This window comes from Cupriavidus oxalaticus (assembly GCF_016894385.1).
In the GTDB taxonomy this organism is placed as follows: Bacteria; Pseudomonadota; Gammaproteobacteria; order Burkholderiales; family Burkholderiaceae; genus Cupriavidus; species Cupriavidus oxalaticus.
Genome location: NZ_CP069812.1, coordinates 3,624,322 through 3,647,463, shown reverse-complemented (window position 1 = coordinate 3,647,463; position 23,142 = coordinate 3,624,322). Strand labels below are relative to the sequence as shown.

The following is a 23,142-nucleotide window of genomic DNA, read 5'->3' as shown; positions in this document are numbered from 1 at the left end:
GTGATGCCGGCCGATACCGGCCGATACCGGCACACTCTCCAAGGAAGAGACATGAACCGACGCGAGTTCCTGCAGGTGCTGGCCATTGCCGGCGCCGGCGGCATGACTTTCCCCCACCAGGACGCGCACGCCGCGCAGGCCGCCGAGTCGATGTACGACCTGCCGCGCTTCGGCAACGTCCACCTGCTGCATTTCACCGACTGTCACGCGCAACTGCGGCCGGTGTATTTCCGCGAACCCAGCGTCAACCTCGGCATCGGCGACTACGCCGGCAAGCCGCCGCACCTGGTCGGCGACGCCTTGCTGCGCCACTATGGCATCCGCCCCGGCACGCCGCAGGCGCACGCGTTCACCTATCTCGATTTCAACGAGGCCGCGCGCCGCTATGGCAAGGTCGGCGGGTTTGCGCACCTGGCCACGCTGGTCAAGCGGCTCAAGGCGGGTCGGCCGGGGGCGCTGCTGCTCGATGGCGGCGATACCTGGCAGGGCTCGGCCACGGCGCTGTGGACCAAGGGGCAGGACATGGTCGATGCGGCGCTGGCGCTCGGCGTCGACGTGATGACGCCGCACTGGGAAATGACGCTCGGCGCGGACCGCGTCAAGGAAATCGTCGACAAGGACTTCAAGGGCCGCGTCGCCTTCCTGGCGCAGAACATCAAGACCAACGACTTCGGCGACCCGGTGTTCGAGCCGTACGTGATCCGCGAGATCAACGGCGTGCCGGTGGCCATCATCGGCCAGGCCTTCCCCTACACGCCGATCGCCAACCCGCGCTACTTCGTGCCGGACTGGACCTTCGGCATCCAGGAAGAAAACCTGCAGCAGGTCATCGACCAGGCGCGCGGCAAGGGCGCGCAGGCGGTGGTGCTGCTGTCGCACAACGGCATGGACGTCGACCTGAAGCTGGCCTCGCGCGTGCGCGGACTCGACGCCATCCTCGGCGGGCACACCCATGACGGCGTGCCCGCGCCGGTGGCGGTGAAGAACGCCGGCGGCACCACGCTGGTGACCAATGCCGGCTCCAACGGCAAGTTCCTGGGCGTGCTGGATTTCGACGTGAAGGGCGGCAAGGTGGCAGATTTCCGCTACCGGCTGCTGCCGGTGTTCGCCAATTACCTGCCGGCCGACCCGGCCATGGACGCGCTCATCAGGAAGGTGCGGGCACCGTACGAACAGAAGCTCGGCGAAGTCCTCGCCGTCAACCGCGGCCTGCTGTACCGCCGCGGCAATTTCAACGGCACCTTCGACCAGCTGATCCTGGACGGCCTGATGCAGGTGCAGGGCGCGCAGATCGCGTTCTCGCCGGGCTTCCGCTGGGGCACCACGCTGCTGCCGGGCCAGGCCATCACCATGGAACACCTGATGGACCAGACCGCCATCACCTACCCGTACACGACCGTGACGGCGATGAGCGGCGAGACCATCAAGACCATCCTCGAAGACGTGGCCGACAACCTGTTCAATCCCGACCCGTACTACCAGCAGGGCGGGGACATGGTGCGCGTCGGCGGCCTGCAGTACACCATCGATCCCACCGCCGGCATGGGCAGGCGCATCACCGACATGCGCCTCGCGGGCAAGCCGCTGGAGGCGGGCAAGACCTACAAGGTGGCGGGCTGGGCGCCGGTGGCGGAAGACGCGCGCGAGGCCGGCGGGGCGCCGGTCTGGGACGTGATGGCGCAATGGCTGCGCAGCACGAAGGAGGTCACGGCGCGGCCGCTGAACCAGCCCAAGGTGCGTCGGATGGACGGCAACCCGGGCATCGCAGCCTGATGTTGTGCAGCATCCTCATGCCAGCGGGGAGGATTGAAGGCCGCTGCCCAAGTAGGCTACAATCCTTCGCTACGGGCCGATAGCTCAGCTGGGAGAGCGCTGCGTTCGCAATGCAGAGGTCGGGAGTTCGATCCTCCTTCGGTCCACCAGGATTTCTTACAAAACAACGCACGGCATCTCCCGATGCCGTGCGTTGTTTTGCTTTGGGGGGCCCGAACAAGGATCCTCGGACCGCCGTCAATCGTCAGTTCAGCGAACTGGGGTCCTGCGCCGTCTTGCGCTGCTTGGCCTTCGCGACAGCGTAAGAGCCGACCTGCTTCTGCGTGACATAGCCGGTCTTCTTGCGGTCGATCTTGTCGAAGTTCTTTGCCACCTCGGGCATGCCGGCCTCCGCTTCCTGGCGGGTCAGCTTGCCGTCATTGTCGGCATCGGCGGCCTTGAACTTCTCGGCAAACATCGCCTTGGCCTCCTGGGCAGTCATCGGCTTCTGCGGCTGCCCCGGCTGCGCTTGCGGCTGCTGCTGTGCGGCGGCCTGCCCGGTGGCAAGCGCGGCAGCCAGGATGGCACCGGTAAGCAGTACACGTTTCGTCATCAGAATCTCCTCGCCTTTATCTTGGAATAGCCGGCCCGTGCCGGCGGCATGGTTGCCTGGCCGGACTGGCAAGGGGCACTCTAGCAGCGAGGATTGCCCGGCAGAATTCAATCTTTTCTGAAGCCGGTTGAATCGTTTGAGAGCGGCCCGGCGCGCTGTTGCAGGGCCCGTTGGCTCACGCTGCCCGCGTCGGCCGCCGGGCTTTCATTGCCGAAGGCCGTACCTGTTGCAGCGCGCGCAGCGACTGCAGCGCGTCTTCCACGGCCTCGATGCCGTCGCGCAGCCGCGCAGTGGCGTAGCCGAGCCGGCTTTGCGCATCGGCATCGGGAGTAGACAGTTGTTCGAGTGCGTCGACTTCCGCCTGCATCTGGCCGACCAGGCGGCGCAGTTGCGACGTGCTGTGCGAGGCAAGTGACCGAATCGCCATCGTAGGGAACCTCCTTGCATTGGACCTGCATGCCGGTCAATGACTACGGTAAGGGCGTCGCAAGAACTTCGCCAGCGCTGTTACGAAATCGGCACGAGGCAGGCAGCGCCGGGCCGTCGGGCAATGCGGTGGGGCGCCGGCGTATCCTGGGCTATAGTCGCGCGAATGGAATCGGAATCCAAAAAACGCTTTGGCTCCGGCACCGGCCTGCCGGACGACACCACCGAGGCAACTGCGGCCGAGGCCGACGCGCGCCACCGCGCGGGCCGGCGCAGCACGCTGGTCAGCGTGGCGGTCAATATCGGGCTGACGGCGGCGCAGGGCGTGGCGGGCGTGGTCGCCGGCTCGCAGGCGCTGCTGGCCGACGCGGCGCACTCACTGTCCGACCTGCTCTCCGACTTCGTGGTGCTGCTGGCCGCCCGGCAGAGCCGCAAGGATCCCGACGCCGACCACCAGTACGGTCACCTGCGTTTCGAAACGGCGGCGTCGCTGGCGCTGGGCGGGCTGCTGCTGGCGGTCGGCGCGGGCATGCTGTGGGCCGCGGTGGGCAAGCTGCAGCACCCCGGCGGCGCCCAGCCGGTGCAGGCGCTGGCGCTGTGGGTGGCGCTGGCCACGCTGGTTTCCAAGGAACTGCTGTTCCGCTACATGCTGGCGGTGGCGCGGCGCGTGCGTTCCGGCATGCTGGTCGCCAATGCCTGGCATGCGCGTTCCGATGCGGCTTCGTCGCTGGTGGTGGCGCTGGGCATCGGCGGCAACCTGCTCGGCTACCACCTGCTGGACCCGGTGGCGGCGATCGTGGTCGGGCTGATGGTGGCGCGCATGGGCCTGCGCTTCGGCTGGGATGCGCTCAGCGACCTGATGGACCGCGCCGCGGACGAGGAAACCGTCGCGGCAATCGAGGCGACCCTGCTCGGCACGCCGGGCGTGCAGGGCCTGCATGACCTGCGCACGCGCAAGATGGGCGACCAGGTGCTGGTCGACGTGCATCTGGAGATCGACGGCTTCCTGACCGTGGCGCAAGGCCATGCGATCGCGGTCGAGGCACGCCGCCGCGCGCTCGCGCATCACCATGTGCTCAACGTGATGACACACGTCGATCCGGTATACGTCGCCAGCACCGCCGCCGCTGGCTAGGCAGTTGTGGACATCTGCGCCCGCGCCTGGGGATAACTTGCCTGACAAGCTGTGCCCCGCCTGGGGGCGCGCTGTGGGACGTATACGAACAACCATCGGGCCGTCGCCGCGGACGTATACGCCAGCGGCTGGCTATCCACGTATACGCGCGCGCTGCAGCCAGGGTTATCTTTCCTGCAAGTCCTTGAGCCGAAAGGGGAAAGGTGACTTATCCACGGCCCAGCGATGGGTTTACCTACTACTACTATGTTTACATATGTAAACAATGTAAGAACCATCACAAGGACCATTGCATCGATCGCAGCAGGCGTTAACGCGGCACCTTGAACGCCCGGCGCGCCCGTATCACCTCCGCCCGCGTCGCGCAGCCTTCCTGGTGATCGTTGACCAGGCCCATTGCCTGCATCAGCGCGTACATGGTGGTCGGTCCGACAAAGCGCCAGCCGCGCTTCTTCAGGTCCCTGGACAGCGCCGTCGATTCGGGCGAGATCGCCATGGTGCGCAGCACTTCGGGCGTCAGCATCTCGGGCCGGCTGGCCGGATCGGGCTCGAAGCGCCAGAAATAGGCCGCCAGCGACGATTCGGTTTCGAGCAGCTCGCGCGCCCGCTGCGCATTGTTGATGGCGGCCTCGATCTTGCCGCGGTGGCGCACGATGCCGGCATCGCCGAGCAGGCGCTGGATATCGCGCTCGCCGAAGCGAGCCACCTTGTCGATGTCGAAGTTGGAGAAGGCCTTGCGGAAGGCCTCGCGCTTGCGCAGGATGGTCAGCCAGCTCAGGCCCGACTGGAAGCCCTCCAGGCACAGCTTCTCGAACAGGCGCCGGTCATCCGCGACCGGGAACCCCCACTCGTGGTCGTGGTAGTGGCAATAGTCTTCCAGCGTGCCGCACCAGCCGCAGCGCACCGGCGCTGCCGGCGCTTCCTTCTTGCTTGTCATGCGTAACCTTTCTCCCTTTTCGGTGGATCCCGGCGCGGTGGTCGCTCAAGTGGCTGCTCAAGTGGCTGCTCAACCGGCTCGCGGCGCGCCGCATTTGCTGCGATCATGCCCGCACCTGAGACATTGCGGAAGGCTGAAAATGGACATGCGATTGACGACCCTGGATGAAGACGGCTGGGAACTGGATGACGGCGAACCCATTGCCGCCGCCCATCCCGACACCTTCTGGATCCCGCCCCGCGAGGAACGTGACGCGCTGGCCCCGGGGCAGCAGGTCAAGCTGATCTTCCGCATCCTGGTGGCGGACGAAGACGGCAGCGAGGAGGTCCATGTCGAGCGGATGTGGGTGATCGTGACCGGGCGCGAGGGCAGCCTCTATACCGGCGAACTGGATAACCAGCCGTACTGCACCGACGAGATGGCGCCGGGCATGCCGCTGTGCTTCGAGGCGCGGCACGTGATCCATATCTTCCGGGAAGGGCAGGACGAGTCGTAGGCGCCGATTCTCAAAAGCTGGCCGCCAGCCCGAGCGACACCCCGGACACGTTGTTGCCGAATACATAGCGCACCACGGCCCTGATGCGCGTCACGAACACTTCATGCGCGCTGGTATCCAGCTCCAGCCCGGTGCCGAGCGTGGTCAGGTAGTTGAAGCCGAGAATGCCTGCCTGGCTGCCGAAATAGTGCGAATGCGACAGCTCCAGCACATAGCGCACCGGCCGGTCGAGCGCGCGCAGGCCGGTCGGTGCCCGCCAGCGCGCCCACAGGTTGGCGGTCTGCGCCGTCGCCGAACCGGTCACCGCACTGGAGGAGCCGCCGAAGCTCTGCAAATGGATGCTGGTGTAGCGCAGCTCGACGTCGACTTCGTAGTTCTCGCGGTAGTGCTCCCAGTCCAGCATCAGCGCGCCGCCCAGACCGTACGCGTTCAGGCTGCCGCCATCGAGGAAGTCGATCTGGCGGTCGGTGGCCTGCTCCACCGCGAACTTGCCGATCGACAGGTCGCTCGAGACATTGCCCAGCGAAAAATTGAAGATCGGCCGGATCACCAGCTCCTTGTTGGCGGTGATGGGGAAATCCCAGCCGATGCCGATGGTGCCCGAGAACGTGTTCCACCGGGTCGGGATGGAGCGCGATTCGCTGCCGTTGCTGGCAACAAAGGTGGGATCGTAGCGGCTGTAGGCGATCGCGCCTTCCAGGTAGAGCGGGAACGACTTGCTGATGGTGAAGCCGCCGCCGAGCTGCGACATGACGACGCCGGGGTCATCGGTGCTGGCGTTGTTGATCGACAGCGAGCTGGAGGTCAGGTCGGGCACCACCGAATACGCCATCAGCGACAGCACCGCGTTGGCGTGCCGTTGCACGTTGGCACCGACCAGCTGCAGTCCGTTGCCGGCCTGGGCGTGCGCGGTCCCCGTGGCCAGCAAGCCGAGCGCCGCCGCCGCGGCGCGCCAGCGGGCCGCGCGGCGCAGGCTGGCGCGAAGCCGGGCAGTCGGCAGGCGTACGGACATGGGTATTCCCCCCTTGCTCACGGCTTACACGGCTCACCTGGCGCGCCGCGAGGCGGCAGCCGTCCGACGCAATTCTAGCCATGCGGGCAGGCGTGGGAACGATGCGCAAAAGTTTTCAGATCGGTTTGCCGAGGCGTTGAATCGGGCGCGGAAGCGGCAATGCCCGGATCAGGATGCCGGATGACGGCGAGGTGTCCGCTGTGCGCCCGCACCGCCTGCACCGCCCACACCGCCCGCATTGCTCTCGTCGGCCGCTTCGGACCTGGCAGCCGGCGCCGGCCGGTGGCGGCCCAGCCACAGCATCAGCGCGCTGCCGGCCCAGCCGGCAACAAACACCGTGTCGCCGGCCTGGTTCAGCCACTCAGCGGCATCCGGCTGGCCGGCGAGCGACCACAGCCACTGCGCCGGCAGCCTGGCCGCGATCCACAGCGCGACCGCCGGCACGCTGCCGTAGACGCCCGGCTGCCACCAGGCGGGAAGGGGGAAGCGCCGCCCGGGGCGGCGCAGCAGGTTCGGTACCACGATGTCTCCGGCCACCGGGCACGCGTGGTGTGCTGGCGGCGTCATGCGTTGGCGGAGGGGCTTGCCGGGCGCGGCACTTGTCCCTCGGCTGCATCATAGGGCGCGGTGTCCGGTGGCGTCCCGGTGCCCATGCGGCGGTGTGTGGCCCAGCCCACGTCGCGCGCGCCAGTTCAGTTTTTTTGCATGAAAGATGCACAAAAGCGGGGCATGCCGGCAGCCGATCTTTGCCAAACTCAATGGCAAATACACCGATCCATGAGACCCGACGCCATGCTTCCCGCCCTGTATATCTCGCACGGTTCGCCCATGCTCGCCATCGACCCCGGTCCGACCGGCGCAGCCTTCGACGCACTTGGCGAGCGGCTGCGCGCGCAGCCGCCGCGCGCGGTGCTGGCAGTGTCGGCGCACTGGATCTACAGCACGCTGGCGGTGAGCAGCCGCGAGCGCCAGGAAGCCTGGCACGACTTCGGCGGCTTTCCGCGCGAGTTGTACGCGCTGCGCTACGATGCCCCGGGCTCGCCGGCGCTGGCCGCGCGCGTCAAGGCGCTGGTTGAGGCCGCTGCCATTCCCGGCGCGGGGTTTGTCGGCGAGGACGACGAACGGCCGCTCGACCACGGCGCCTGGATGCCGATGCGGCACTTCTTCCCGAACGCCGACGTACCGGTGGTGCAGCTCGCGCTGAATCCCTACCTGTCGCCTGCCATCCAGATCGAGATCGGCCGCGCCCTGGCGCCGCTGCGAGAGGAAGGCGTGCTGGTGCTGGCCTCGGGCAGTTTCACGCACAACCTGCAGGAGGTGTTCGGCAGTGGCAGCCGCCGCGACCAGCACGGGCCGCAGCCCGAGCCCTATGTCGAGGCCTTTCGGGGCTGGATGCGCGACGCGCTGGACGAGGCGCTGGCCACCGGCGACACCCGGTGCATTGCCGACTACCGTGCGCAGGCCCCGTACGCCCGCCGCGCGCACCCGACCGATGAGCATCTGCTGCCGTTCTACGTGGCGCTGGGCGCAGCGCTGGGGCCGCGGACCGCAGGCGCGGGTACGCCGGCAGCCCGCGTGGCCCGCGTGGCGGATGAGGTCACCTACGGCGTGCTGGCGATGGACAGCTTCGTGTTCGAGGGAATAGGCACCGGCACGCCGCTGCGCGCGGCCGCCTGAGTTGTTTTCCGCCGCGGCTCGGCAGCGCTACGGCGCGGCACCCGCCAGGCGCAGCAGCCCGCGCCGGTGCAGCGCGTAGCCGAACGCCAGCAGTGCGGCCAGGGCCAGCGCCAGCATTACCCACAGCATCAGCCAGTAGCCGCCCGCGGCCCGCCACAGCAGCGCGCCCAGCCACGGCGCGGCGGCCTGCATCAGCAGCACCGGCGTCATCATCAGGCCGTTCAGCGTGGCGTAGTGGTGGGGCGAGATCAGTTCGGGCATGGCCATCGCGCGCAGCATGGTGTTGACGCCGTTGGCGCAGCCGTAGAGCACGGCGGCCACCATCAGCCAGGCGCCGTGGCCGAGCGCGAAGCACAGCAGCCCAGTGCTCATCAGCACGTAGACCGGCAGCGACAGCCGCACCGGGTGGCGCACCGCCGCGCGCATCATCAGCATGCGGCCCACTACCTGCGCCGGGCCGATCAGCGCTGCCACCGCCAGCTGCTGCGACACCGGCAGGCCTTTCTCGGTCAGCATCGGAATCAGGTGCGCGCCCAGCAGCGAGGCCACCACCGCGGTCGCGGTGAAGGCCAGCACCACGGCCCAGAACACCGGCTGGCGCAGCGCGGCGCGCGCGATGCCGGCGCTGCCCGCGTCGGCGCCGGCCGTCGGCGTGCCGGTGTAGGTGGGATGCATGGCATAGCGCATGCGTGCGTGCAGCGGCGCGCAGACCAGCAGGTTCAGCAGCGCGAAGCCAACCAGCGTGGGCCGCCAGCCGACATGCAGCACCAGCCATTGCGCCAGCGGCACGAAGATCGTGCTGGCGAAGCCGGCCATCAGCGTGACCACCATGATTGGCTTCTGGTACTGGTCGCCATAGGCCTGGCGCAGCACCACGAAGGCGGGCTCGTACAGCGTGGTAGCCATGGCCAGCCCGATCGGCACCCACATCAGCAGGAATACCGAGGGGGAGGGCGACCACGCCCATAGCAGCAGCCCCAGGCCGGCCAGCACCGAACCGGCGCCCATCACCCTGCGCGCGGGTGCGCGGTCCAGCAGCCGGCCCACCGCGAACGAGCACGTCGCCCACACCAGCAGCCCCAGCGAATAGCCGCCCGCCAGGAACGGCCTGGACCAGCCCGTACTGCGGATCATCGGCTCGATGAACACGGTGAAGGCGAAAAACAGCGTACCCCAGGAGATGGTCTCGGTCAGGCCAAGGATCCAGACCAGCCGGCGTGGCGGCGTGGCCGGCTGCGCGGGGCTGGAGCCGGAGGGAGAACTGGCGGTACTGGCAGCGTCCGGACCGGAGCTGGCTTCTAGTGTTGTCATGGCGGGCCCCGGCGGGGGGAGTCGCCATGGCTGGCGGCGCGCGGGGCCAGTGGCAAATTGTAGCGATCCTGCGCGCGCGCTGCCCACGCTGCGGTAACGGTGCGCGCCTTTACTGTGCGGTCACCGGCGGACCCTTCAGTTCGACCACGTTGCCGTCCGGGTCGCTGACGTAGAGCGACGGGCCTTTGCCTTCGGCGCCGAAGCGCTGCGCGACTTCGCTGGCCTGCACGCCTTGCCGGGACAGCCAGGCGCGCAGCGCGGGCTCGTCGAACGGCTCGATGCGCAGGCAGAAATGGTCCAGGTTGCGCCCTTCCGCGCCCGGTCCCGCGCCGCCGGCGCTGCCCAGCGGGCCGTCCAGCGAGACCAGGTCGATCAGCGCGCTGCCCGCGCGCAACTGCGTGAGGCCGAAGTCGGGCTGCTCGCGCTCGATGCTGCAGCCCAGCACGTCGACGTAGAAACGCCGCAGCGCGTCCACATTGGCGGTGCGCAGCACCAGGTGGTCGAGATCGAGGATGCGGAACATGGCGGGCGTCAGTGGTGCAGGCCGTCGTAATCGATGACCTTCAGGCTGTCCAGGTCGACATCGTCCAGGCAGCGCACGTTCACCGCCGCCATCGGCTTGCCATCCTTGTCCTGGCCATCGGCGTACGGGCCGCAGCCGCACACCGGGCAGAAGCGGTGCGCAATCTTCATGGTGTTGAAGCGGTACGTCGATGCATTGCTCTCCGGCGTTTCCAGCTTGAACGTCGCGCGCGGCACGAACCACAGCAGGTGGCCGCGCCGGCGGCAGATCGAGCAATTGCAGCGGATCACGCTGGGAATGCTGTCGGCCTCGACTTCGAAGGCAATGTTGCCGCAGTGGCAGCTTCCGTTGAAAGTCATGTCGTCTCCTTGAGCGTCGGTCTGTTGCCGCGGTGAACCGGTGGTGCGCCGCAATATGCCGGCACATTGTTAGCTTTTTGACAGTGTAGCGCCGCTGCGGGTGCCACAATGCCAGCACAACATGACGAGCGGATGTGCGGCCCTCGCGCACCCTCCCACAAAAGGAGACCAGCATGAGCGACACCCACGCGCCTGCGCGCGCGAGCTTCAGCCATATGGAGCACGGCACCCGCGAGGACTGGGCGGCCATTTCCGCCGAGTTCATGCCGTATGCGCGGGCGCTGCCGGACCGCGTGCTGGCGCACCTGCGGCTGCTCGACGGCGATTGCGGAGGCTTCCCGGTGGACCGCCTCACGCATTCGCTGCAGACCGCGACCCTCGCGCACCGGGACGGGCAGGACGAGGAATACGTGGTCTGCGCGCTGCTGCACGATATCGGCGATACGCTCGGCAGCTTCAACCATCCCGATATCGCGGCCGCGATCCTGAAGCCGTTCGTCAGCGCCGAGAACCTGTGGATGGTGGAAAAGCATGGCGTGTTCCAGGGCTATTACTTCTTCCATCACCTCGGCCTCGACCGGAACCTGCGCGAGCAGTACCGCAGCCAGCCGGAGTTGTTCGAACGCACGGCCGAGTTCTGCCGCAAGTACGATGCGGCGGCGTTCATGACGGACTACGACACGCTGCCGTTGTCGTTCTTCGAGCCGATGGTGCGGCGGGTCTTGTCGCAGCCGAAGCATTCGATGTATGTGAAGCCGGGGGAGAAGGAACTGGCGCGGCCGTAGGCGGATCGATTGTGTTCCCCGCTTCCCTCACGGGGAGAGGGGAGGAACAGCGGGGAGATTTAAAGGCTCTTGCCCTACGCCGCACGCTGCGCCGTCTCCGGATGCCTGAATTGCTCCAGCAGTTTCGTCCAGCGCCCACGCACCGCTTTCAGGTTGTTTTCCTTCACGTGCCCGAATCCCCGGATATCGTCCGGCAGGTTGGCCAGCGCCACGGCGGTGTCGTGGTTGGCGGCATTCAGGCCCGCCACCAGTTCATCCAGCAAGGCACGGTATTCGCCGATCAGCGCGCGCTCGGTGCGGCGCTCCTCGGTCTTGCCGAAGACATCGAACATGCCGCCGCGCAGGCCCTTCATCTTCGCCAGCACGCGGAACAGCGTCATTGTCGACGGACCGAACCTGCGCTTGACCAGGTGCCCCTTGTCGTCGCGCTTGGCCGTGGTCGGCGGCGCCAGCCAGAAATTGAGCTGGTAGTCCTTGCCCGGTTCGCCTTCGAACTGCGCGCGCAGCTTGTCGAGGAAGACGGGATCGGTGTAGAGCCGCGCCACCTCGTACTCGTCTTTGTACGCCATCAGCTTGGCCAGGTTGCGCGCCGCGGCCTCGGTCAGCGGCAGCGGCTTGCCGCTGCCTGCCAGCGCGCTTTCGGCCGTGCGCACGCGCTCGACCGCTTCGCGGTAGGTGCGCGCGTAGGCGGCGTCCTGGTAGGCCGTCAGATGTTCCATGCGGCGGGCGATCAGCTTCTCCAGCATCGCGCCGGTCGAGCTTGGCAGCTTGACCACTTCCGCGCCTTCGGCGGTGGTCTGCAGCTTGCCGGTCAGCGACAGCACGTGCTCCGGGTCGTGCGCCATGTGGCGGCCCCAGTCGAACGCGGCCTTGTTCTTCTCGACGGCCACGCCGTTGAGTTCGATGGCGCGCTCAAGTGCCTGCAGCGTCAGCGGGATCCAGCCCTTTTGCCAGGCGTAACCCAGCACCAGCGGGTTGGTGTAGATGGCATCGCCCAGCAGCGCCACGGCCAGGCCGCTGGCGTTGATGAAGTCGCACTTCTCGCCGACGGCGTTGCGCACGTCCTGTTCGGCCGATACGCCCGGGAACTGCCACTTCGGGTTCTTGATGAACTCGGCGGTGGGCGTCTGCGCGGTATTGACCACGGCGCGCGTGCGGCCCGCCTGGGTCTTGGAGATGACTTCATCGGTGGCCGATACGATGGCATCGCAGCCGATCACCAGGTCGGCTTCTCCCATCGCGATGCGTGTTGCGTGCAGGTCATCGGGGCGCGCGGCCAGCTGCACGTGCGACAGCACCGCGCCGCCTTTCTGCGCCAGGCCCGCCATGTCGAGCACGGTCACGCCCTTGTTTTCCAGGTGCGCCGCCATGCCCAGCAGACCGCCGATCGTCACCACGCCCGTGCCGCCCACGCCGGTCACCAGGATGCCGTACGCGCGGCGAATCGCCGGCAGCTCCGGCGCAGGCAGTGCGGGCAGGCTGTCCATCGACACGCCGTGCTGCTCGGGCTTGCGCACCTGTGCGCCCTCGGCCGAGACAAAGCTCGGGCAGAAGCCGTTCAGGCACGAGAAGTCCTTGTTGCACGACGACTGGTTGATCTGGCGCTTGGTGCCGAAATCCGTCTCCAGCGGCTCCACCGACAAACAGTTCGACTTGACCGAGCAATCGCCGCAGCCTTCGCACACCGCGTCATTGATGAAGACGCGGCGCGCCGGGTCTTCCATCGTGCCGCGCTTGCGGCGGCGGCGCTTTTCGGTGGCGCAGGTCTGGTCGTAGATCAGGATGGTGCAGCCCGGCACGTCGCGCAGCTCGCGCTGCACGCTGTCGAGCCGGTCGCGGTGATGGATGTCGATGCCCTGGGGCAGCTTGATCGCCGCGTTGTACTTCTCCGGCTGGTCGGTGACGATGACGATCTTCTTCGCGCCCTCGCTGTGCACCTGCCAGGCGATGTCCTGCACCGACAGCTGGCCGTCCACCGGCTGGCCACCGGTCATCGCCACCGCGTCGTTGTACAGGATCTTGTAGGTGATGTTGACGCCCGCTGAAATGGAAGCGCGGATCGCCAGCAGCCCGGAGTGGAAGTACGTGCCATCGCCCAGGTTGGCGAACACATGCTTGTCGCCCGCGAACGGCGCCTGGCCGATCCACGCCACGCCCTCGCCGCCCATCTGGCTGAAGGTGCTGGTATTGCGGTCCATCCACACCGTCATGTAGTGGCAGCCGATGCCTGCCAGCGCGCGCGAGCCCTCCGGCACGTTGGTCGAGGTGTTGTGCGGGCAGCCCGAGCAGAACCACGGCTTGCGTTCCGCGGTCACGCGCGGGGTAGCCAACGCCTTTTCCTTGGCCTCGATGATGGCCAGGCGCGCGGTGATGCGCGCACGCACGTCCATCGGCAGCTCGAACTTGTCCAGCCGCGTGGCGATGGCCTTGGCGATGATCGACGGCGACAGCTCATAATGCGCCGGCAGCAGCCAGTTGCTCTGCGGGATCGACCATTCGCCGCCGGCGTTGTCCTTTTCGTCGAACTTGCCGTAGACCTTGGGGCGCACGTCGTCGCGCCAGTTGTACAGCTCTTCCTTGAGCGCGTACTCCATGATCTGGCGCTTTTCTTCGACCACCAGGATTTCCTGCAGGCCCTCGGCAAACGCCCGCGCGCCATGCGCTTCCAGCGGCCACACGCAGCCGACCTTGTACAGGCGGATGCCGATCTGCGCGCAGGTGGCGTCATCCAGGCCCAGGTCGGCCAGCGCCTGGCGCGTATCCAGGTAGGCCTTGCCGCCGGTCATGATGCCGAAGCGCGCGTGCGGCGAATCGATTTCGATGCGGTCCAGCTTGTTGGCGCGCACATAAGCCAGGCCCGCGTACCACTTGTAGTCGAGCAGGCGCGCTTCCTGTTCCAGCGGCGGATCGGGCCAGCGGATATTCAGGCCGCCCGGGGGCATGATGAAATCCTCCGGCAGCGCGATCTGCACGCGGTGCGGGTCCAGTTCCACCGAGGCCGACGATTCCACCACATCGGTCACGCACTTCATCGCCACCCACAGGCCGGAATAGCGGCTCATGGCCCAGCCGTGCAGGCCGTAGTCCAGGTACTCCTGCACGTTCGACGGATACAGCACCGGCAGCCCGCAGGCCTTGAAGATGTGCTCGGACTGGTGCGCCAGCGTCGACGACTTGGCCGAGTGGTCGTCACCGGCCAGCACCAGCACGCCGCCGTGCTTCGACGACCCGGCCGAGTTGGCGTGCTTGAACACGTCGCCGGTGCGGTCCACGCCCGGCCCCTTGCCGTACCACATGCCGAATACGCCATCGAATTTGGCGTCGGGGTACATGTTGACCTGCTGCGAGCCCCACACCGAGGTCGCGGCGAGGTCCTCGTTCAGCCCGGCCTGGAACACGATGCTGTGCGCGGCAAGGTGCTTTTTGGCCTTCCATAGCGACTGGTCCAGCGCGCCCAGCGGCGACCCGCGGTAGCCGGAGATAAAGCCGGCGGTGTTCAGCCCGGCGGCGCGATCGCGCTCCTGCTGCAGCATGGGCAGGCGTACCAGCGCCTGCGTGCCGCTGATGTAGATGCGGCCACGCTCCAGCGTGTATTTGTCGTCGAGGGAAACATTAGCGAGCGCGCTGCGGATGGCGTCGCTGACCGGGGTGGTCAGTGGGGCATTCATAGGTGCTCCTCTATGGGGCGTCTTGTCGGGATCACCGACACCTACAGTTGTGGGCAATCGCCTCGCGGCCTCTTGTGGAGGCGTTGGGCGGCTGTGTCTCTGCGCGGCATGGTAGCACCGCCGTGCGGTCGGCGGTACCTTGCAGCGCAGCACGAAACATGCCCGCGGCAACCGTGATTTCCCGTATGGACAGGGGTTCGCGTGTACACTGCGTTGCATCGAGAACGCCGGCGCTGCCGCCCCGCAGTCTTCGATGCACCACATCTGCCGCGCCAGCCTGGTGCAACCTGATTTTCGATTGCCCGTCTCATGCACGGGCAAACCAGCGAATACCCGAACATGACCAATTCCCCCCGCCAGGGCACCGCGACCCTGGCCGTGCTGATCGACGCCGACAACGCGGCGCCCGCCATCGTCGAAGGCCTGCTGGCCGAAGTCGCCAAGTACGGCGTCGCCGCCGTCAAGCGCATCTACGGCGACTGGACCCGGCCCAACCTGGCCGGCTGGAAGGAGCGGCTGCTGTCGCATTCGATCCAGCCGATCCAGCAGTTCCGCTACACCGTCGGCAAGAACGCCACCGACAGCGCCATGATCATCGACGCCATGGACCTGCTGTACACCGGGCGCTTCGACGGCTTCTGCATCGTTTCCAGCGACAGCGACTTCACCCGGCTGGCCTCGCGCATCCGCGAGCAGGGGCTGATCGTCTATGGCTTCGGCGAGCGCAAGACACCCAAGCCCTTCGTCACCGCCTGCGACAAGTTCATCTACTCCGACGTGCTGCGTGCCGAGGCCGACACCGAAGGCGCGGACGAAGCGGCCGCGCCCACGCGCAAGCGCAGCACCGGCGAACTGCGCCAGGATTCGCGCCTGGTGCGCCTGCTGCAGAGCGCGGCGCAGGCCGTGTCCGATGAGGACGGCTGGCTGACGCTGGGCAGCATGGGCAACCACATCGCCAAGCAGGCGCCGGAATTCGACTCGCGCAACTATGGCTACGGCAAGCTCTCGGAGCTGGTGGCGGCGACCGGGCTGTTCGAGGTGGAAACGCGCAACGGCGGCAACAACAAGACCATCTGGATCCGGCTGAAGAAGCGCGGCAAGGGCGGCGGCGAGCAGCAACAGCGGCCGTCGCAGCAGCAACCCGCACCTCAGCCCGAAGCGGCGCGCCGCAATCCCATCCCGGCGCCGGTGGAAAGCCCCGAGCCGGCCCCCGAACCGGCGGCTGTCCAGCCGGCATTCCTGGCCGACGACGCGCCCCCGTTCGTTGCTGCGGACGTCGTGCAGCCCGAGCCCGAACCGGTGCCACCGCTCGAAGCCGCGCCCCAGCCCGATCCCGATCCCAAGCCCGATGCGGAACCCAAGTCCCGCAGCCGCAAACGCCCAGCGCGCCGTCCGGAAGTAACGTTGAGCGAGACGCCGTGGCCGATCGACCAGTCGGTGTTTGCGGCGCCGGGAGCGACGGTGTTGACGGCGACGGTGGGGGCGGGGCCGGAAGTGGCGGCGGAACAGGAAGGAGTCGCCGAAGTGGTAGCCGAAGTGGTAGCCGAGGCGGTGGCCGAAGCGGCAGCTGCACCGGCACCGGCACGGAAGCCGCGCAAGCGGCCTAGCAAGAAGACTGCACCAGCCGCGGAGTAACTGAGCGCGGCGGTTTGCTCCCTCTCCCGCACGCGGGGGAGGGGAGCCTGTGCGAGCGGCGTCAGGCAAACAGACGCCACTGCTATATCCCACCTAACGCACCAGCTGATTGATCTCGATGATCGGCATCAACACCGCCAGCACGATCAACAGCACCACCACCCCCATCGTCAGGATCAGCAGCGGCTCCAGCAAGCTGGTCAGGAACAGCGTGCGCCGTTCCAGCTCCTGCGCCTCGCCTTGCGCGGCCCGGTCCAGCATCACCGGCAGGTTGCCGGTCGCCTCGCCCGAGCGGATCAAATGCACCAGCACCGGCGGAAACTGGTTCTGCGCCGCCAGCGCGCGCGCCAGCGATGCGCCTTCACGCACGCGCGTATTGGCATCTTCCACGTTGGCACGCAATGCCTCGTTGGTCAGCGTCTCGCCGGCCGCCTGCAGGCTGCGCAGGATCGGCACGCCCGCCGACACCAGGATCGCCAGCGTGCCGGCAAAGCGTGCGGTGTTGTAACCGCGAATCAGCTTGCCGAACAGCGGCGCGGTCAGCAGCCACCGGTGCCATTCCAGCCGCACCGCCGGCTGCTTCAGCAGGCTGCGGACCGCCAGGGCAACCACGGCGATGAACGCCAGTGCCGCCCACCACCAGTTGCGCACGAAATCCGACAGCCACAGCATGATGATGGTGAGCGTCGGCAGCTTCTGCTTGGTGTTCGCAAACACGCTTACCACCTGCGGCACCACGTATGACAGCAGGAAGATCACGATCGCGAACGCGACCACCGTGACGATAGCCGGATAGGTGAAGGCAAGCCGGATCTTCGATGTCAGCGTATTGCGCGACTCGATATAGCCCGCCAGCCGCTCCAGCACCAGCCCGAGATGGCCCGAATGCTCGCCAGCCGAAACCAGCGCGCGGTAGATGTCCGGAAAGTCGCGCGGATGCTGCGCCAGCGCCACCGACAGCGAGCTGCCGCCCATCACCTCGGCTCGGATGCCGGCCAGCAGTTCATGCACGTACGGTCGTTCGGCCTGGTCGGCCAGCGCGCCGAGCGCTTCGTCCAGCGGCAGGCCGGCCACGATCAGGCTGGCGAGCTGGCGCGTGAACAACGCCTGCTCCTGCGTCGACAGCTTGCGCGCGAACAGCTGGCTGCCGCTGCGCGGCGCCAGCCCGGCCCCGGCCAGCGCATCGACGGTCAGCGGCGTCAGCCCGCGCGCGCGCAGTTGCGAGCGCGCCTGGCGCGCGCTGTCGGCCTCGATGACGCCGCGGTCGGTCTTGCCGGCGGCGTCGGCGGCTTCGTAGCGGAAGGCTGGCATCCGGTGTCTGCTCCGCCCTAGTCGCGCGTCACGCGCAGCACTTCCTCAAGCGAGGTCGCGCCGCTGTCGATCCAGCGCTGTGCGTCGCCGCGCATGGTGTGCATGCCGTGTGCCAGCGCCACCTGCTTGATGTCCGATTCCGGCGCCTGCCGGTGGATCATGGTGCGGATCTCGTCGCCGACGGTCAGCAGCTCGTAGACCCCCATGCGGCCCTGATAGCCCGACTGTCCGCACTTGTCGCAGCCGACCGGATGCCACACATGCTGCAGCGGCTTGCCCTGCGCGTGCAGCGCTTCGGCATCGACGGCGGTGACCTCGATCACTTCCTCGCGCTTGCAGTGCGGGCACAGGCGCCGTACCAGCCGCTGCGCCAGCACGCCCAGCAGCGACGACGACAGCAGGAACGGCTCGATCCCCATGTCGACCAGCCGCGTCACCGCCGAGGCCGAATCGTTGGTGTGCAGCGTCGCCAGCACCAGGTGGCCGGTCAGCGAGGCCTGCACCGCGATCTGCGCGGTTTCCAGGTCGCGGATCTCGCCGATCATCACCACGTCCGGGTCCTGGCGCAGGATCGCGCGCAGGGCCTTGCCAAAGGTCATGTCGATGCGCGGGTTGACCTGGGTCTGGCCGATGCCGTCGAGGTCGTACTCGACCGGGTCTTCCACCGTCATGATGTTGGTGGTGCGCGCATCCAGCCGCGACAGCGCGGCATACAGCGTGGTGGTCTTGCCCGAGCCGGTCGGCCCCGTCACCAGCACGATGCCGTGCGGCTGCCGGATCAGGTGGTCGAAGCCGCGCAGCGTGTCGGGCGACATGCCCAGCTTCGCCAGGTCGAGCCGGCCGGCTTCCTTGTCGAGCAGGCGCAGCACCGCGCGTTCGCCGTGGCCGGTGGGCAGCGTCGACACGCGCACATCCACGGGCCGCCCGCCCACGCGCAGCGTGATGCGGCCGTCCTGCGGCAGGCGTTTCTCGGCGATGTCGAGCTGCGCCATGATCTTGATGCGCGAGATCAGCGCGCCGTGCAGCGCCTTCTTGGGCCGCACCACGTCGCGCAGCGTGCCGTCCACGCGGAAGCGCACCACCGACGACGACTCGAACGGCTCGATGTGGATATCCGATGCACCTTCGCGCGCGGCCTGCGTCAGCAGCGCATTGATCATGCGGATGATCGGCGCGTCGTCCTCGGACTCGAGCAGGTCTTCCACGGCAGGAATGTCCTGCATCAGGCGCGACAGGTCGACCTCGCCCTCGACTTCACCCACCACCTGCGCGGCGCTGCCGTCCTGGCGGTTATAGGCGTCGGACATGGCGCGCTCGAGCGCCTCCGGCTCCAGCACGCGCAGCCGCAGCGCGCCGTGCACCCGGGCGATTTCCGCCAGCGCGGTCGGGGAGGTGGCGCGGCTGACCCATACCTCCAGTCCGTCGGGGCGCTGGTGCGCGATCAGCAGCGGCGCTTCGCGCGCAAAGCCGTACGAAACCAGCCGCGCCGCCATCGGCGAGGGCGGTTCGAGCGTATCGAGGGGAGGGGTCTGGACTTCGCTCGCCATGGCAGGCCTCAGTTCTGGACAGCGCCCGCCGTGGCGGCTTCGCCGCGCTGGCTCAGCGGCTGCTGCACCGCCGCGGGCGGCGGCACCGGCTGCGGCTGTGCCGGCACGCCGGGCTGCTGCGGATTTTGCGGCAGCGTTTGCGGTAGCGTCTGCGGCAGCGTTTGCGGGATAGGCAGCGGCGCCGCCACCGGGCCGTTGGCGCGCGGATCGACGAACGGCGTGGCCGGCGCATCCGCAGGCGGCAGCAGCGGCGTGTTGGTGTCGCGCACCATGATGTTAGGCGATACAAAGCCCTGCTGCTGCGCGCGCATATAGTCGTAGCGGTCCGCCGTCAGGCGGTCGGCGGCACCCGCCGTGCGCATCACATACGGGCGCAGGAATACCAGCAGGTTGGTCTTGGAGCGGTTCTTGTTCTCGTAGCGGAACAGGCCGCCGATCAGCGGGATGTCGCCCAGCAGCGGCACCTTCTGCACGCCGTCGCCGTACGAATCCTCGATCAGGCCGCCGAGCACGATGATCTGGCCATCGTCGACCAGCACGTTGGTCTCGATCGAGCGCACATTGGTGGTCGGGCCCTGCACCTGTGACAGCGTGCCCGGCACCACCGACGACGACTCCTGGAATATCTGCATCTTGACCAGCCCGCCGTCGGTGATCTGCGGCTTCACCCGCAGCGTGATGCCGACGTCCTTGCGGTCGAAGGTCTGGAACGGCGTCACCGAGGCCGCGCCGCCGGTCTGCGCATACGAGCCGGTGGTGATCGGGATGTTCTGGCCGATCAGGATCTTGGCTTCCTCGTTCTCCAGCGTGATCAGGTTCGGCGTGGACAGCAGGTTGACGCTGCCGTTGGTGCCGAGCGCGCGCAGCAGCGCGCCCAGCCCCATCGCCCGGTTGACGATGCCCAGGTTCAGGCCGCCCACGTCCGGCACCAGCTGCTGCGCCGCAACGATGCCGGCGGCCTGGTTGCTGTTGTACAGTGCGCCGGCCAGGGTCAGGTTCAGGATGTTCTGGCCGCCGGTGCCGAAATTGGTGCCGGCAAAGACGTTGTTGTTGCCGCTCGACGAACTGATCAGCCCCTGCCACTGGATGCCGAGTTCGCTCGCCTGCGTGGCGGTGACCTCAACGATCATCGATTCGATATAGACCTGCGCGCGGCGCGCGTCGAGGTCGTCGATCACCCCGCGCAGGTTGCGGTAGACCGGCTCGCTGGCGGTGATGATCAGCGAGTTGGTCGACGGGTCGGCCTGGATGATGCCGCCGGTGGTCGGCTGCGTGCTGGTGCCGAACGATGCGGCGAAGGCCGAGTTGCCATAAGCACCGCCGCCGCCCATGCCGCTGGTGCCGCCGCGCATGCCGGTCTGCGTGCCGGTGGTGCCGCCGGTGAACTGGCCGCCGGCCGGTGTCGAGACATTGGTCATGCCGCCCGCGCCGGCGATGCCGCCCGGGGCACCGGCGCCGCCGGTGCCGGGCTGGGTCGAAGAGGCAAAGCTGCTGTCGGCCGCGACGATGGCGCGCAGCGTGGCGGCCAGCTTGACCGCATCGGCATTCTTCAGCGGCACCACCCAGATATTGCCGGGGCGGGCGTAGGGCTGGTCGAGCTTCTCGATCAGCTGGCGTGCCTGCTGCAGCCGCGCGCGGCTGGAGGCGCGGATCATCAGCGCGTTGCTGCGCGGCTCGGCCACGACGGACGTGCGCAGCGTGGCATCGGCGCCTGGCGCCGCGCCACCGCCCGCACCCGCGGCGGCGGGGTCGAGCAGCTTCTGCAGCACTTGCGCGGTGTCGCTGGCCAGCGCATGGCGCAGCGGCACCAGTTCGACCTCGCCCGAAGCGGGCGCGTCGATCGCGGCGATGATGCGCGCCAGCCGGCGCAGGTTGTCGGCGTAGTCGGTGATGACCAGCGTATTGTTGGCCGGGTAGGCGGTGATGGTGTTGTTGGGCGCGATCATCGGCCGCAGCACCGGCACCAGGTTGTTGGCCGACTCGTAGTTGAGCCGGAACACCTGCGTCACCACCTGGTCGCCGCGGCTCGGCGTCGCGCCGATCACCGTGGGCGAGCCCTGCAGCTTGGCGTCGGCCTCGGGCACGACCTTGGTGAAGCCGTTGCTCTCGACCATCGCGTAGCCCTGCATGCGCAGCACCGAGCCCAGCGTCTGCAGCGCCTGCGCGCGCGATACCGGCTGCTCGGTGACCAGGTTCACCGTGCCCTTCACGCGCGGGTCGATCACGAAGTTCTTGCCGGTGGCCTGTCCGACCGCCTTGATTACCGAGTCCAGGTCGGCATTGACGAAGTTGAGCACCACCTGGTCGCGGTTGGCCGGCGTGACGTCGGGCGGTGCCGGCGGCGTGCCCGTGGCGCGTGCGCCCGGCTGGGCCCACAGCGGCGCGGGCGCCAGCAGCGAGAGCCCGCACAGCAGGGCCACGGCGCGGGCGCAGGCGGTCTGGAAAACAGGTCGGGTGGCATGGGTTGTCATAGTCATTTCCGTACGCTCCTGGCGCTGCCTGGCATCAGAAGCGCAGCCTTGTCACGTTGTTGTCTCGTCGTCCCAGCAGGCTCAGCAGGCTGGTCAGTTGCGTTTGCGCATCGGGCTCGGCATGCGCGGTGCCTTCGAAGCGCGCCTGCCGGCCAAGTGTGCCGCTGCCCTCCAGGTGCAGCGGCCCGGCGATAGTACTCAGTTGCAGCTTGCCGCCGCCGGCGCCGCTCCAGTCGATCTCGGCACGGTAACTGCCGAGCGGGCGCAGCCGGCTGACCGCGGACGACACCTGCTCGATGCGCAGCGTGACATGGCCGCGCATGCCACTTCCGTCACCTTTCTGGCCGGAAAAGCTGCCTTGCAGCGTCGACCAGTCCGCACGCATCAGGCCATCCGGGCGCAGCGTATTGAACGGTGCGCCGATGCCCTCCAGCAGCGATGCCGGCAGCCGCATCGCCCCGGACTGCACGGTCCAGCCGCCCGGCGTCGCGGTGATCGCCACCGGCGCGGCCATGGCTTCGGTGTGCGTCACCACCGCGCGCGCGGTGCCGGCTAGCAGCGGCCAGAACGCCAGCGTCCATTGCAGCCGGCCCGGCAGCACCGTGGCCGTCTGGCTGCCGGCGCCGGCCGACAGCGCCAGCGTGGCGCTGCCGCGCCACAGCGAGCCGCTGGCATCGGCCAGCAGGACCCGTCCCTGCGTCTGCGTGGCCACGCGCTCGGCGATCCACGCGGCCGGCAGCATCGCCACCACCGTTACCGCGGCGCTGGCCAGTCCCAGCGCGAGCCAGCGCAGGCGCCGCCACGCACCCGGCTGGCGCAGCTTGCGGCGCGGCAGCCGCAGCGTTTCCAGCCGTACCATCAGCTGCGGCCGCCCGGACCCTGCAGGGTCGCGCTGACATTGACCAGCGCCGTGGCGCCGACATAGACGATGCGGGCGTCGATCACTTTCATGCGCTGCTGCTGGCGCACGTCCTGCAGCCAGCTGCTGAATGCGCCGAAGGGCACCTTGTCGAGCTGCACCTGGACATTGTTGTCGGCGCCGGCGGCGAGCCGGGCCGCCTTCAGGCCGTGCTGGCCCAGGCTGTCCTGCAGCGCCTGCGTCAGCGCGTCGCCGCGCAGCGCCGGTGCCGGCGTGGCCTTGAGGCCGCGCGCTTCCTGCGCCAGCGTTGCCATTTCGGCCAGGTCGGCGCGCATCTGCGGCAGGCCGCGCGCCACGCGCTGGCGGCCTTCGGCGGCCGGCTCCCACAGCAGCGTGTAGCCGATCACCAGCACCAGCACCGCGCCGCCGCCGGCCAGGATGGCCTGCTCGCGCGGGTTGCGCGCCGACCAGAACGCGTTGAAGCGTTCCTGCCAGGCCTGCGGCACGCTCGGGCGCAGCCGCGCCAGGCGGGCGCGCAGTGCGGTGGGACCGGCGGCGCGGGCCTGGCCTGGCGTCTGCTTTCGGGCGGAGTCTTTCATGGCATCCATGCGTATCGTGCTGCCGC

Annotated in this window: 20 protein-coding genes and 1 tRNA gene; 7 read left to right on the top strand and 14 right to left on the bottom strand. The window is 68.2% G+C overall.

Annotated elements, in window-relative coordinates; translation table 11 throughout:
* Window positions 1–51: 51 nt before the first annotated feature.
* Together soxB and JTE92_RS29315 are read left to right on the top strand one after the other, a co-directional pair.
* Window positions 52–1,773 carry a thiosulfohydrolase SoxB gene (gene soxB / locus JTE92_RS29320; RefSeq protein ID WP_063240932.1) on the top strand — a complete coding sequence of 574 codons (1,722 nt, stop codon included), beginning with the start codon at window positions 52–54 and terminating at the stop codon, window positions 1,771–1,773.
* Between the two features lie 73 nt (window positions 1,774–1,846).
* A tRNA-Ala gene (locus tag JTE92_RS29315) sits at window positions 1,847–1,922 on the top strand.
* A 95-nt stretch (window positions 1,923–2,017) separates the two neighbouring features.
* Here JTE92_RS29315 and JTE92_RS29310 read toward each other — a convergent pair.
* Window positions 2,018–2,365 carry a calcium-binding protein gene (locus JTE92_RS29310; protein WP_063240933.1) on the bottom strand — a complete coding sequence of 116 codons (348 nt, stop codon included), beginning with the start codon at window positions 2,363–2,365 and terminating at the stop codon, window positions 2,018–2,020.
* A gap of 175 nt (window positions 2,366–2,540) precedes the next feature.
* On the bottom strand, window positions 2,541–2,792 hold the full coding sequence (locus JTE92_RS29305) for a hypothetical protein (protein WP_063240934.1): 252 nt from the start codon (window positions 2,790–2,792) through the stop codon (window positions 2,541–2,543).
* 165 nt (window positions 2,793–2,957) lie between these two features.
* Here JTE92_RS29305 and JTE92_RS29300 point away from each other — a divergent pair, with 165 nt between their 5' ends.
* Window positions 2,958–3,926 (top strand): cation diffusion facilitator family transporter, encoded by a 969-nt coding sequence (locus JTE92_RS29300; protein ID WP_063240935.1) that lies wholly within the window; start codon window positions 2,958–2,960, stop codon window positions 3,924–3,926.
* Between the two features lie 310 nt (window positions 3,927–4,236).
* On the opposite strand, the gene JTE92_RS29295 is transcribed toward JTE92_RS29300, so the two are convergent.
* Window positions 4,237–4,863 (bottom strand): DNA-3-methyladenine glycosylase I, encoded by a 627-nt coding sequence (locus JTE92_RS29295; protein WP_063240936.1) that lies wholly within the window; start codon window positions 4,861–4,863, stop codon window positions 4,237–4,239.
* A gap of 139 nt (window positions 4,864–5,002) precedes the next feature.
* Between JTE92_RS29295 and JTE92_RS29290 the strand changes: the two genes are divergently transcribed.
* Complete coding sequence (locus tag JTE92_RS29290) at window positions 5,003–5,359, top strand: hypothetical protein (RefSeq protein ID WP_063240937.1); 357 nt, start codon at window positions 5,003–5,005, stop codon at window positions 5,357–5,359.
* Window positions 5,360–5,369: 10 nt separating this feature from the next.
* Here the strand turns inward: JTE92_RS29290 and JTE92_RS29285 are convergent, their stop codons facing one another.
* Together JTE92_RS29285 and JTE92_RS29280 are read right to left on the bottom strand one after the other, a co-directional pair.
* Window positions 5,370–6,371: a hypothetical protein gene (locus JTE92_RS29285; protein ID WP_232353200.1), complete on the bottom strand. Its 1,002-nt coding sequence runs from the start codon at window positions 6,369–6,371 to the stop codon at window positions 5,370–5,372.
* 168 nt (window positions 6,372–6,539) lie between these two features.
* Complete coding sequence (locus JTE92_RS29280; RefSeq protein ID WP_232353199.1) at window positions 6,540–6,938, bottom strand: hypothetical protein; 399 nt, start codon at window positions 6,936–6,938, stop codon at window positions 6,540–6,542.
* Between the two features lie 225 nt (window positions 6,939–7,163).
* On the opposite strand from JTE92_RS29280, the gene JTE92_RS29275 reads away from it, so the two are divergent.
* A complete protein-coding gene (locus JTE92_RS29275; RefSeq protein ID WP_063240938.1) occupies window positions 7,164–8,048 on the top strand; it encodes a DODA-type extradiol aromatic ring-opening family dioxygenase in 885 nt (294 codons plus the stop codon).
* A gap of 27 nt (window positions 8,049–8,075) precedes the next feature.
* Here the strand turns inward: JTE92_RS29275 and JTE92_RS29270 are convergent, their stop codons facing one another.
* The 3 genes from JTE92_RS29270 to JTE92_RS29260 form a co-directional block, all read right to left on the bottom strand.
* Window positions 8,076–9,359 carry an MFS transporter gene (locus tag JTE92_RS29270; protein WP_063240939.1) on the bottom strand — a complete coding sequence of 428 codons (1,284 nt, stop codon included), beginning with the start codon at window positions 9,357–9,359 and terminating at the stop codon, window positions 8,076–8,078.
* A gap of 109 nt (window positions 9,360–9,468) precedes the next feature.
* Window positions 9,469–9,882, bottom strand: coding sequence for a VOC family protein (locus JTE92_RS29265; protein WP_063240940.1), 414 nt, complete (start codon window positions 9,880–9,882; stop codon window positions 9,469–9,471).
* 8 nt (window positions 9,883–9,890) lie between these two features.
* On the bottom strand, window positions 9,891–10,241 hold the full coding sequence (locus JTE92_RS29260) for a GFA family protein (RefSeq protein ID WP_063240941.1): 351 nt from the start codon (window positions 10,239–10,241) through the stop codon (window positions 9,891–9,893).
* A gap of 173 nt (window positions 10,242–10,414) precedes the next feature.
* On the opposite strand from JTE92_RS29260, the gene JTE92_RS29255 reads away from it, so the two are divergent.
* Window positions 10,415–11,026 carry an HD domain-containing protein gene (locus JTE92_RS29255; protein ID WP_063240942.1) on the top strand — a complete coding sequence of 204 codons (612 nt, stop codon included), beginning with the start codon at window positions 10,415–10,417 and terminating at the stop codon, window positions 11,024–11,026.
* 74 nt (window positions 11,027–11,100) lie between these two features.
* On the opposite strand, the gene JTE92_RS29250 is transcribed toward JTE92_RS29255, so the two are convergent.
* The gene (locus JTE92_RS29250; RefSeq protein ID WP_063240943.1) at window positions 11,101–14,694 is read right to left on the bottom strand and encodes an indolepyruvate ferredoxin oxidoreductase family protein; all 3,594 of its coding nucleotides are present in this window, start codon (window positions 14,692–14,694) and stop codon (window positions 11,101–11,103) included.
* A gap of 339 nt (window positions 14,695–15,033) precedes the next feature.
* On the opposite strand from JTE92_RS29250, the gene JTE92_RS29245 reads away from it, so the two are divergent.
* Window positions 15,034–16,329, top strand: coding sequence for an NYN domain-containing protein (locus JTE92_RS29245; protein ID WP_063240975.1), 1,296 nt, complete (start codon window positions 15,034–15,036; stop codon window positions 16,327–16,329).
* Between the two features lie 93 nt (window positions 16,330–16,422).
* On the opposite strand, the gene gspF is transcribed toward JTE92_RS29245, so the two are convergent.
* Genes gspF through JTE92_RS29220 form a run of 5 tightly spaced genes read right to left on the bottom strand, consistent with a single transcriptional unit; the run spans window position 16,423 to window position 23,125 of the window.
* The gene (gene gspF, locus JTE92_RS29240) at window positions 16,423–17,640 is read right to left on the bottom strand and encodes a type II secretion system inner membrane protein GspF (RefSeq protein WP_063240944.1); all 1,218 of its coding nucleotides are present in this window, start codon (window positions 17,638–17,640) and stop codon (window positions 16,423–16,425) included.
* A 17-nt stretch (window positions 17,641–17,657) separates the two neighbouring features.
* Window positions 17,658–19,187, bottom strand: a complete 1,530-nt coding sequence (gene gspE, locus JTE92_RS29235; RefSeq protein WP_063240945.1) for a type II secretion system ATPase GspE — start codon at window positions 19,185–19,187, stop codon at window positions 17,658–17,660.
* 8 nt (window positions 19,188–19,195) lie between these two features.
* Window positions 19,196–21,658, bottom strand: a complete 2,463-nt coding sequence (gene gspD, locus JTE92_RS29230) for a type II secretion system secretin GspD (RefSeq protein WP_063240946.1) — start codon at window positions 21,656–21,658, stop codon at window positions 19,196–19,198.
* A 34-nt stretch (window positions 21,659–21,692) separates the two neighbouring features.
* Complete coding sequence (gspN, locus tag JTE92_RS29225; protein ID WP_063240947.1) at window positions 21,693–22,517, bottom strand: type II secretion system protein N; 825 nt, start codon at window positions 22,515–22,517, stop codon at window positions 21,693–21,695.
* The gene (locus JTE92_RS29220; RefSeq protein WP_063240948.1) at window positions 22,517–23,125 is read right to left on the bottom strand and encodes a type II secretion system protein M; all 609 of its coding nucleotides are present in this window, start codon (window positions 23,123–23,125) and stop codon (window positions 22,517–22,519) included. Before JTE92_RS29220 ends, gspN begins: the two co-directional genes overlap by 1 nt.
* Window positions 23,126–23,142 lie beyond the last annotated feature (17 nt).

Coding starts and splice junctions, on each gene's coding strand:
- soxB (WP_063240932.1), top strand. CDS start 52: ATGAACCGACGCGAGTTCCTGCAGGTGCTGGCCATTGCCGGCGCCGGC.
- JTE92_RS29310 (WP_063240933.1), bottom strand. CDS start 2,365: ATGACGAAACGTGTACTGCTTACCGGTGCCATCCTGGCTGCCGCGCTT.
- JTE92_RS29305 (WP_063240934.1), bottom strand. CDS start 2,792: ATGGCGATTCGGTCACTTGCCTCGCACAGCACGTCGCAACTGCGCCGC.
- JTE92_RS29300 (WP_063240935.1), top strand. CDS start 2,958: ATGGAATCGGAATCCAAAAAACGCTTTGGCTCCGGCACCGGCCTGCCG.
- JTE92_RS29295 (WP_063240936.1), bottom strand. CDS start 4,863: ATGACAAGCAAGAAGGAAGCGCCGGCAGCGCCGGTGCGCTGCGGCTGG.
- JTE92_RS29290 (WP_063240937.1), top strand. CDS start 5,003: ATGGACATGCGATTGACGACCCTGGATGAAGACGGCTGGGAACTGGAT.
- JTE92_RS29285 (WP_232353200.1), bottom strand. CDS start 6,371: ATGTCCGTACGCCTGCCGACTGCCCGGCTTCGCGCCAGCCTGCGCCGC.
- JTE92_RS29280 (WP_232353199.1), bottom strand. CDS start 6,938: ATGACGCCGCCAGCACACCACGCGTGCCCGGTGGCCGGAGACATCGTG.
- JTE92_RS29275 (WP_063240938.1), top strand. CDS start 7,164: ATGCTTCCCGCCCTGTATATCTCGCACGGTTCGCCCATGCTCGCCATC.
- JTE92_RS29270 (WP_063240939.1), bottom strand. CDS start 9,359: ATGACAACACTAGAAGCCAGCTCCGGTCCGGACGCTGCCAGTACCGCC.
- JTE92_RS29265 (WP_063240940.1), bottom strand. CDS start 9,882: ATGTTCCGCATCCTCGATCTCGACCACCTGGTGCTGCGCACCGCCAAT.
- JTE92_RS29260 (WP_063240941.1), bottom strand. CDS start 10,241: ATGACTTTCAACGGAAGCTGCCACTGCGGCAACATTGCCTTCGAAGTC.
- JTE92_RS29255 (WP_063240942.1), top strand. CDS start 10,415: ATGAGCGACACCCACGCGCCTGCGCGCGCGAGCTTCAGCCATATGGAG.
- JTE92_RS29250 (WP_063240943.1), bottom strand. CDS start 14,694: ATGAATGCCCCACTGACCACCCCGGTCAGCGACGCCATCCGCAGCGCG.
- JTE92_RS29245 (WP_063240975.1), top strand. CDS start 15,034: ATGACCAATTCCCCCCGCCAGGGCACCGCGACCCTGGCCGTGCTGATC.
- gspF (WP_063240944.1), bottom strand. CDS start 17,640: ATGCCAGCCTTCCGCTACGAAGCCGCCGACGCCGCCGGCAAGACCGAC.
- gspE (WP_063240945.1), bottom strand. CDS start 19,187: ATGGCGAGCGAAGTCCAGACCCCTCCCCTCGATACGCTCGAACCGCCC.
- gspD (WP_063240946.1), bottom strand. CDS start 21,658: ATGACAACCCATGCCACCCGACCTGTTTTCCAGACCGCCTGCGCCCGC.
- gspN (WP_063240947.1), bottom strand. CDS start 22,517: ATGGTACGGCTGGAAACGCTGCGGCTGCCGCGCCGCAAGCTGCGCCAG.
- JTE92_RS29220 (WP_063240948.1), bottom strand. CDS start 23,125: ATGGATGCCATGAAAGACTCCGCCCGAAAGCAGACGCCAGGCCAGGCC.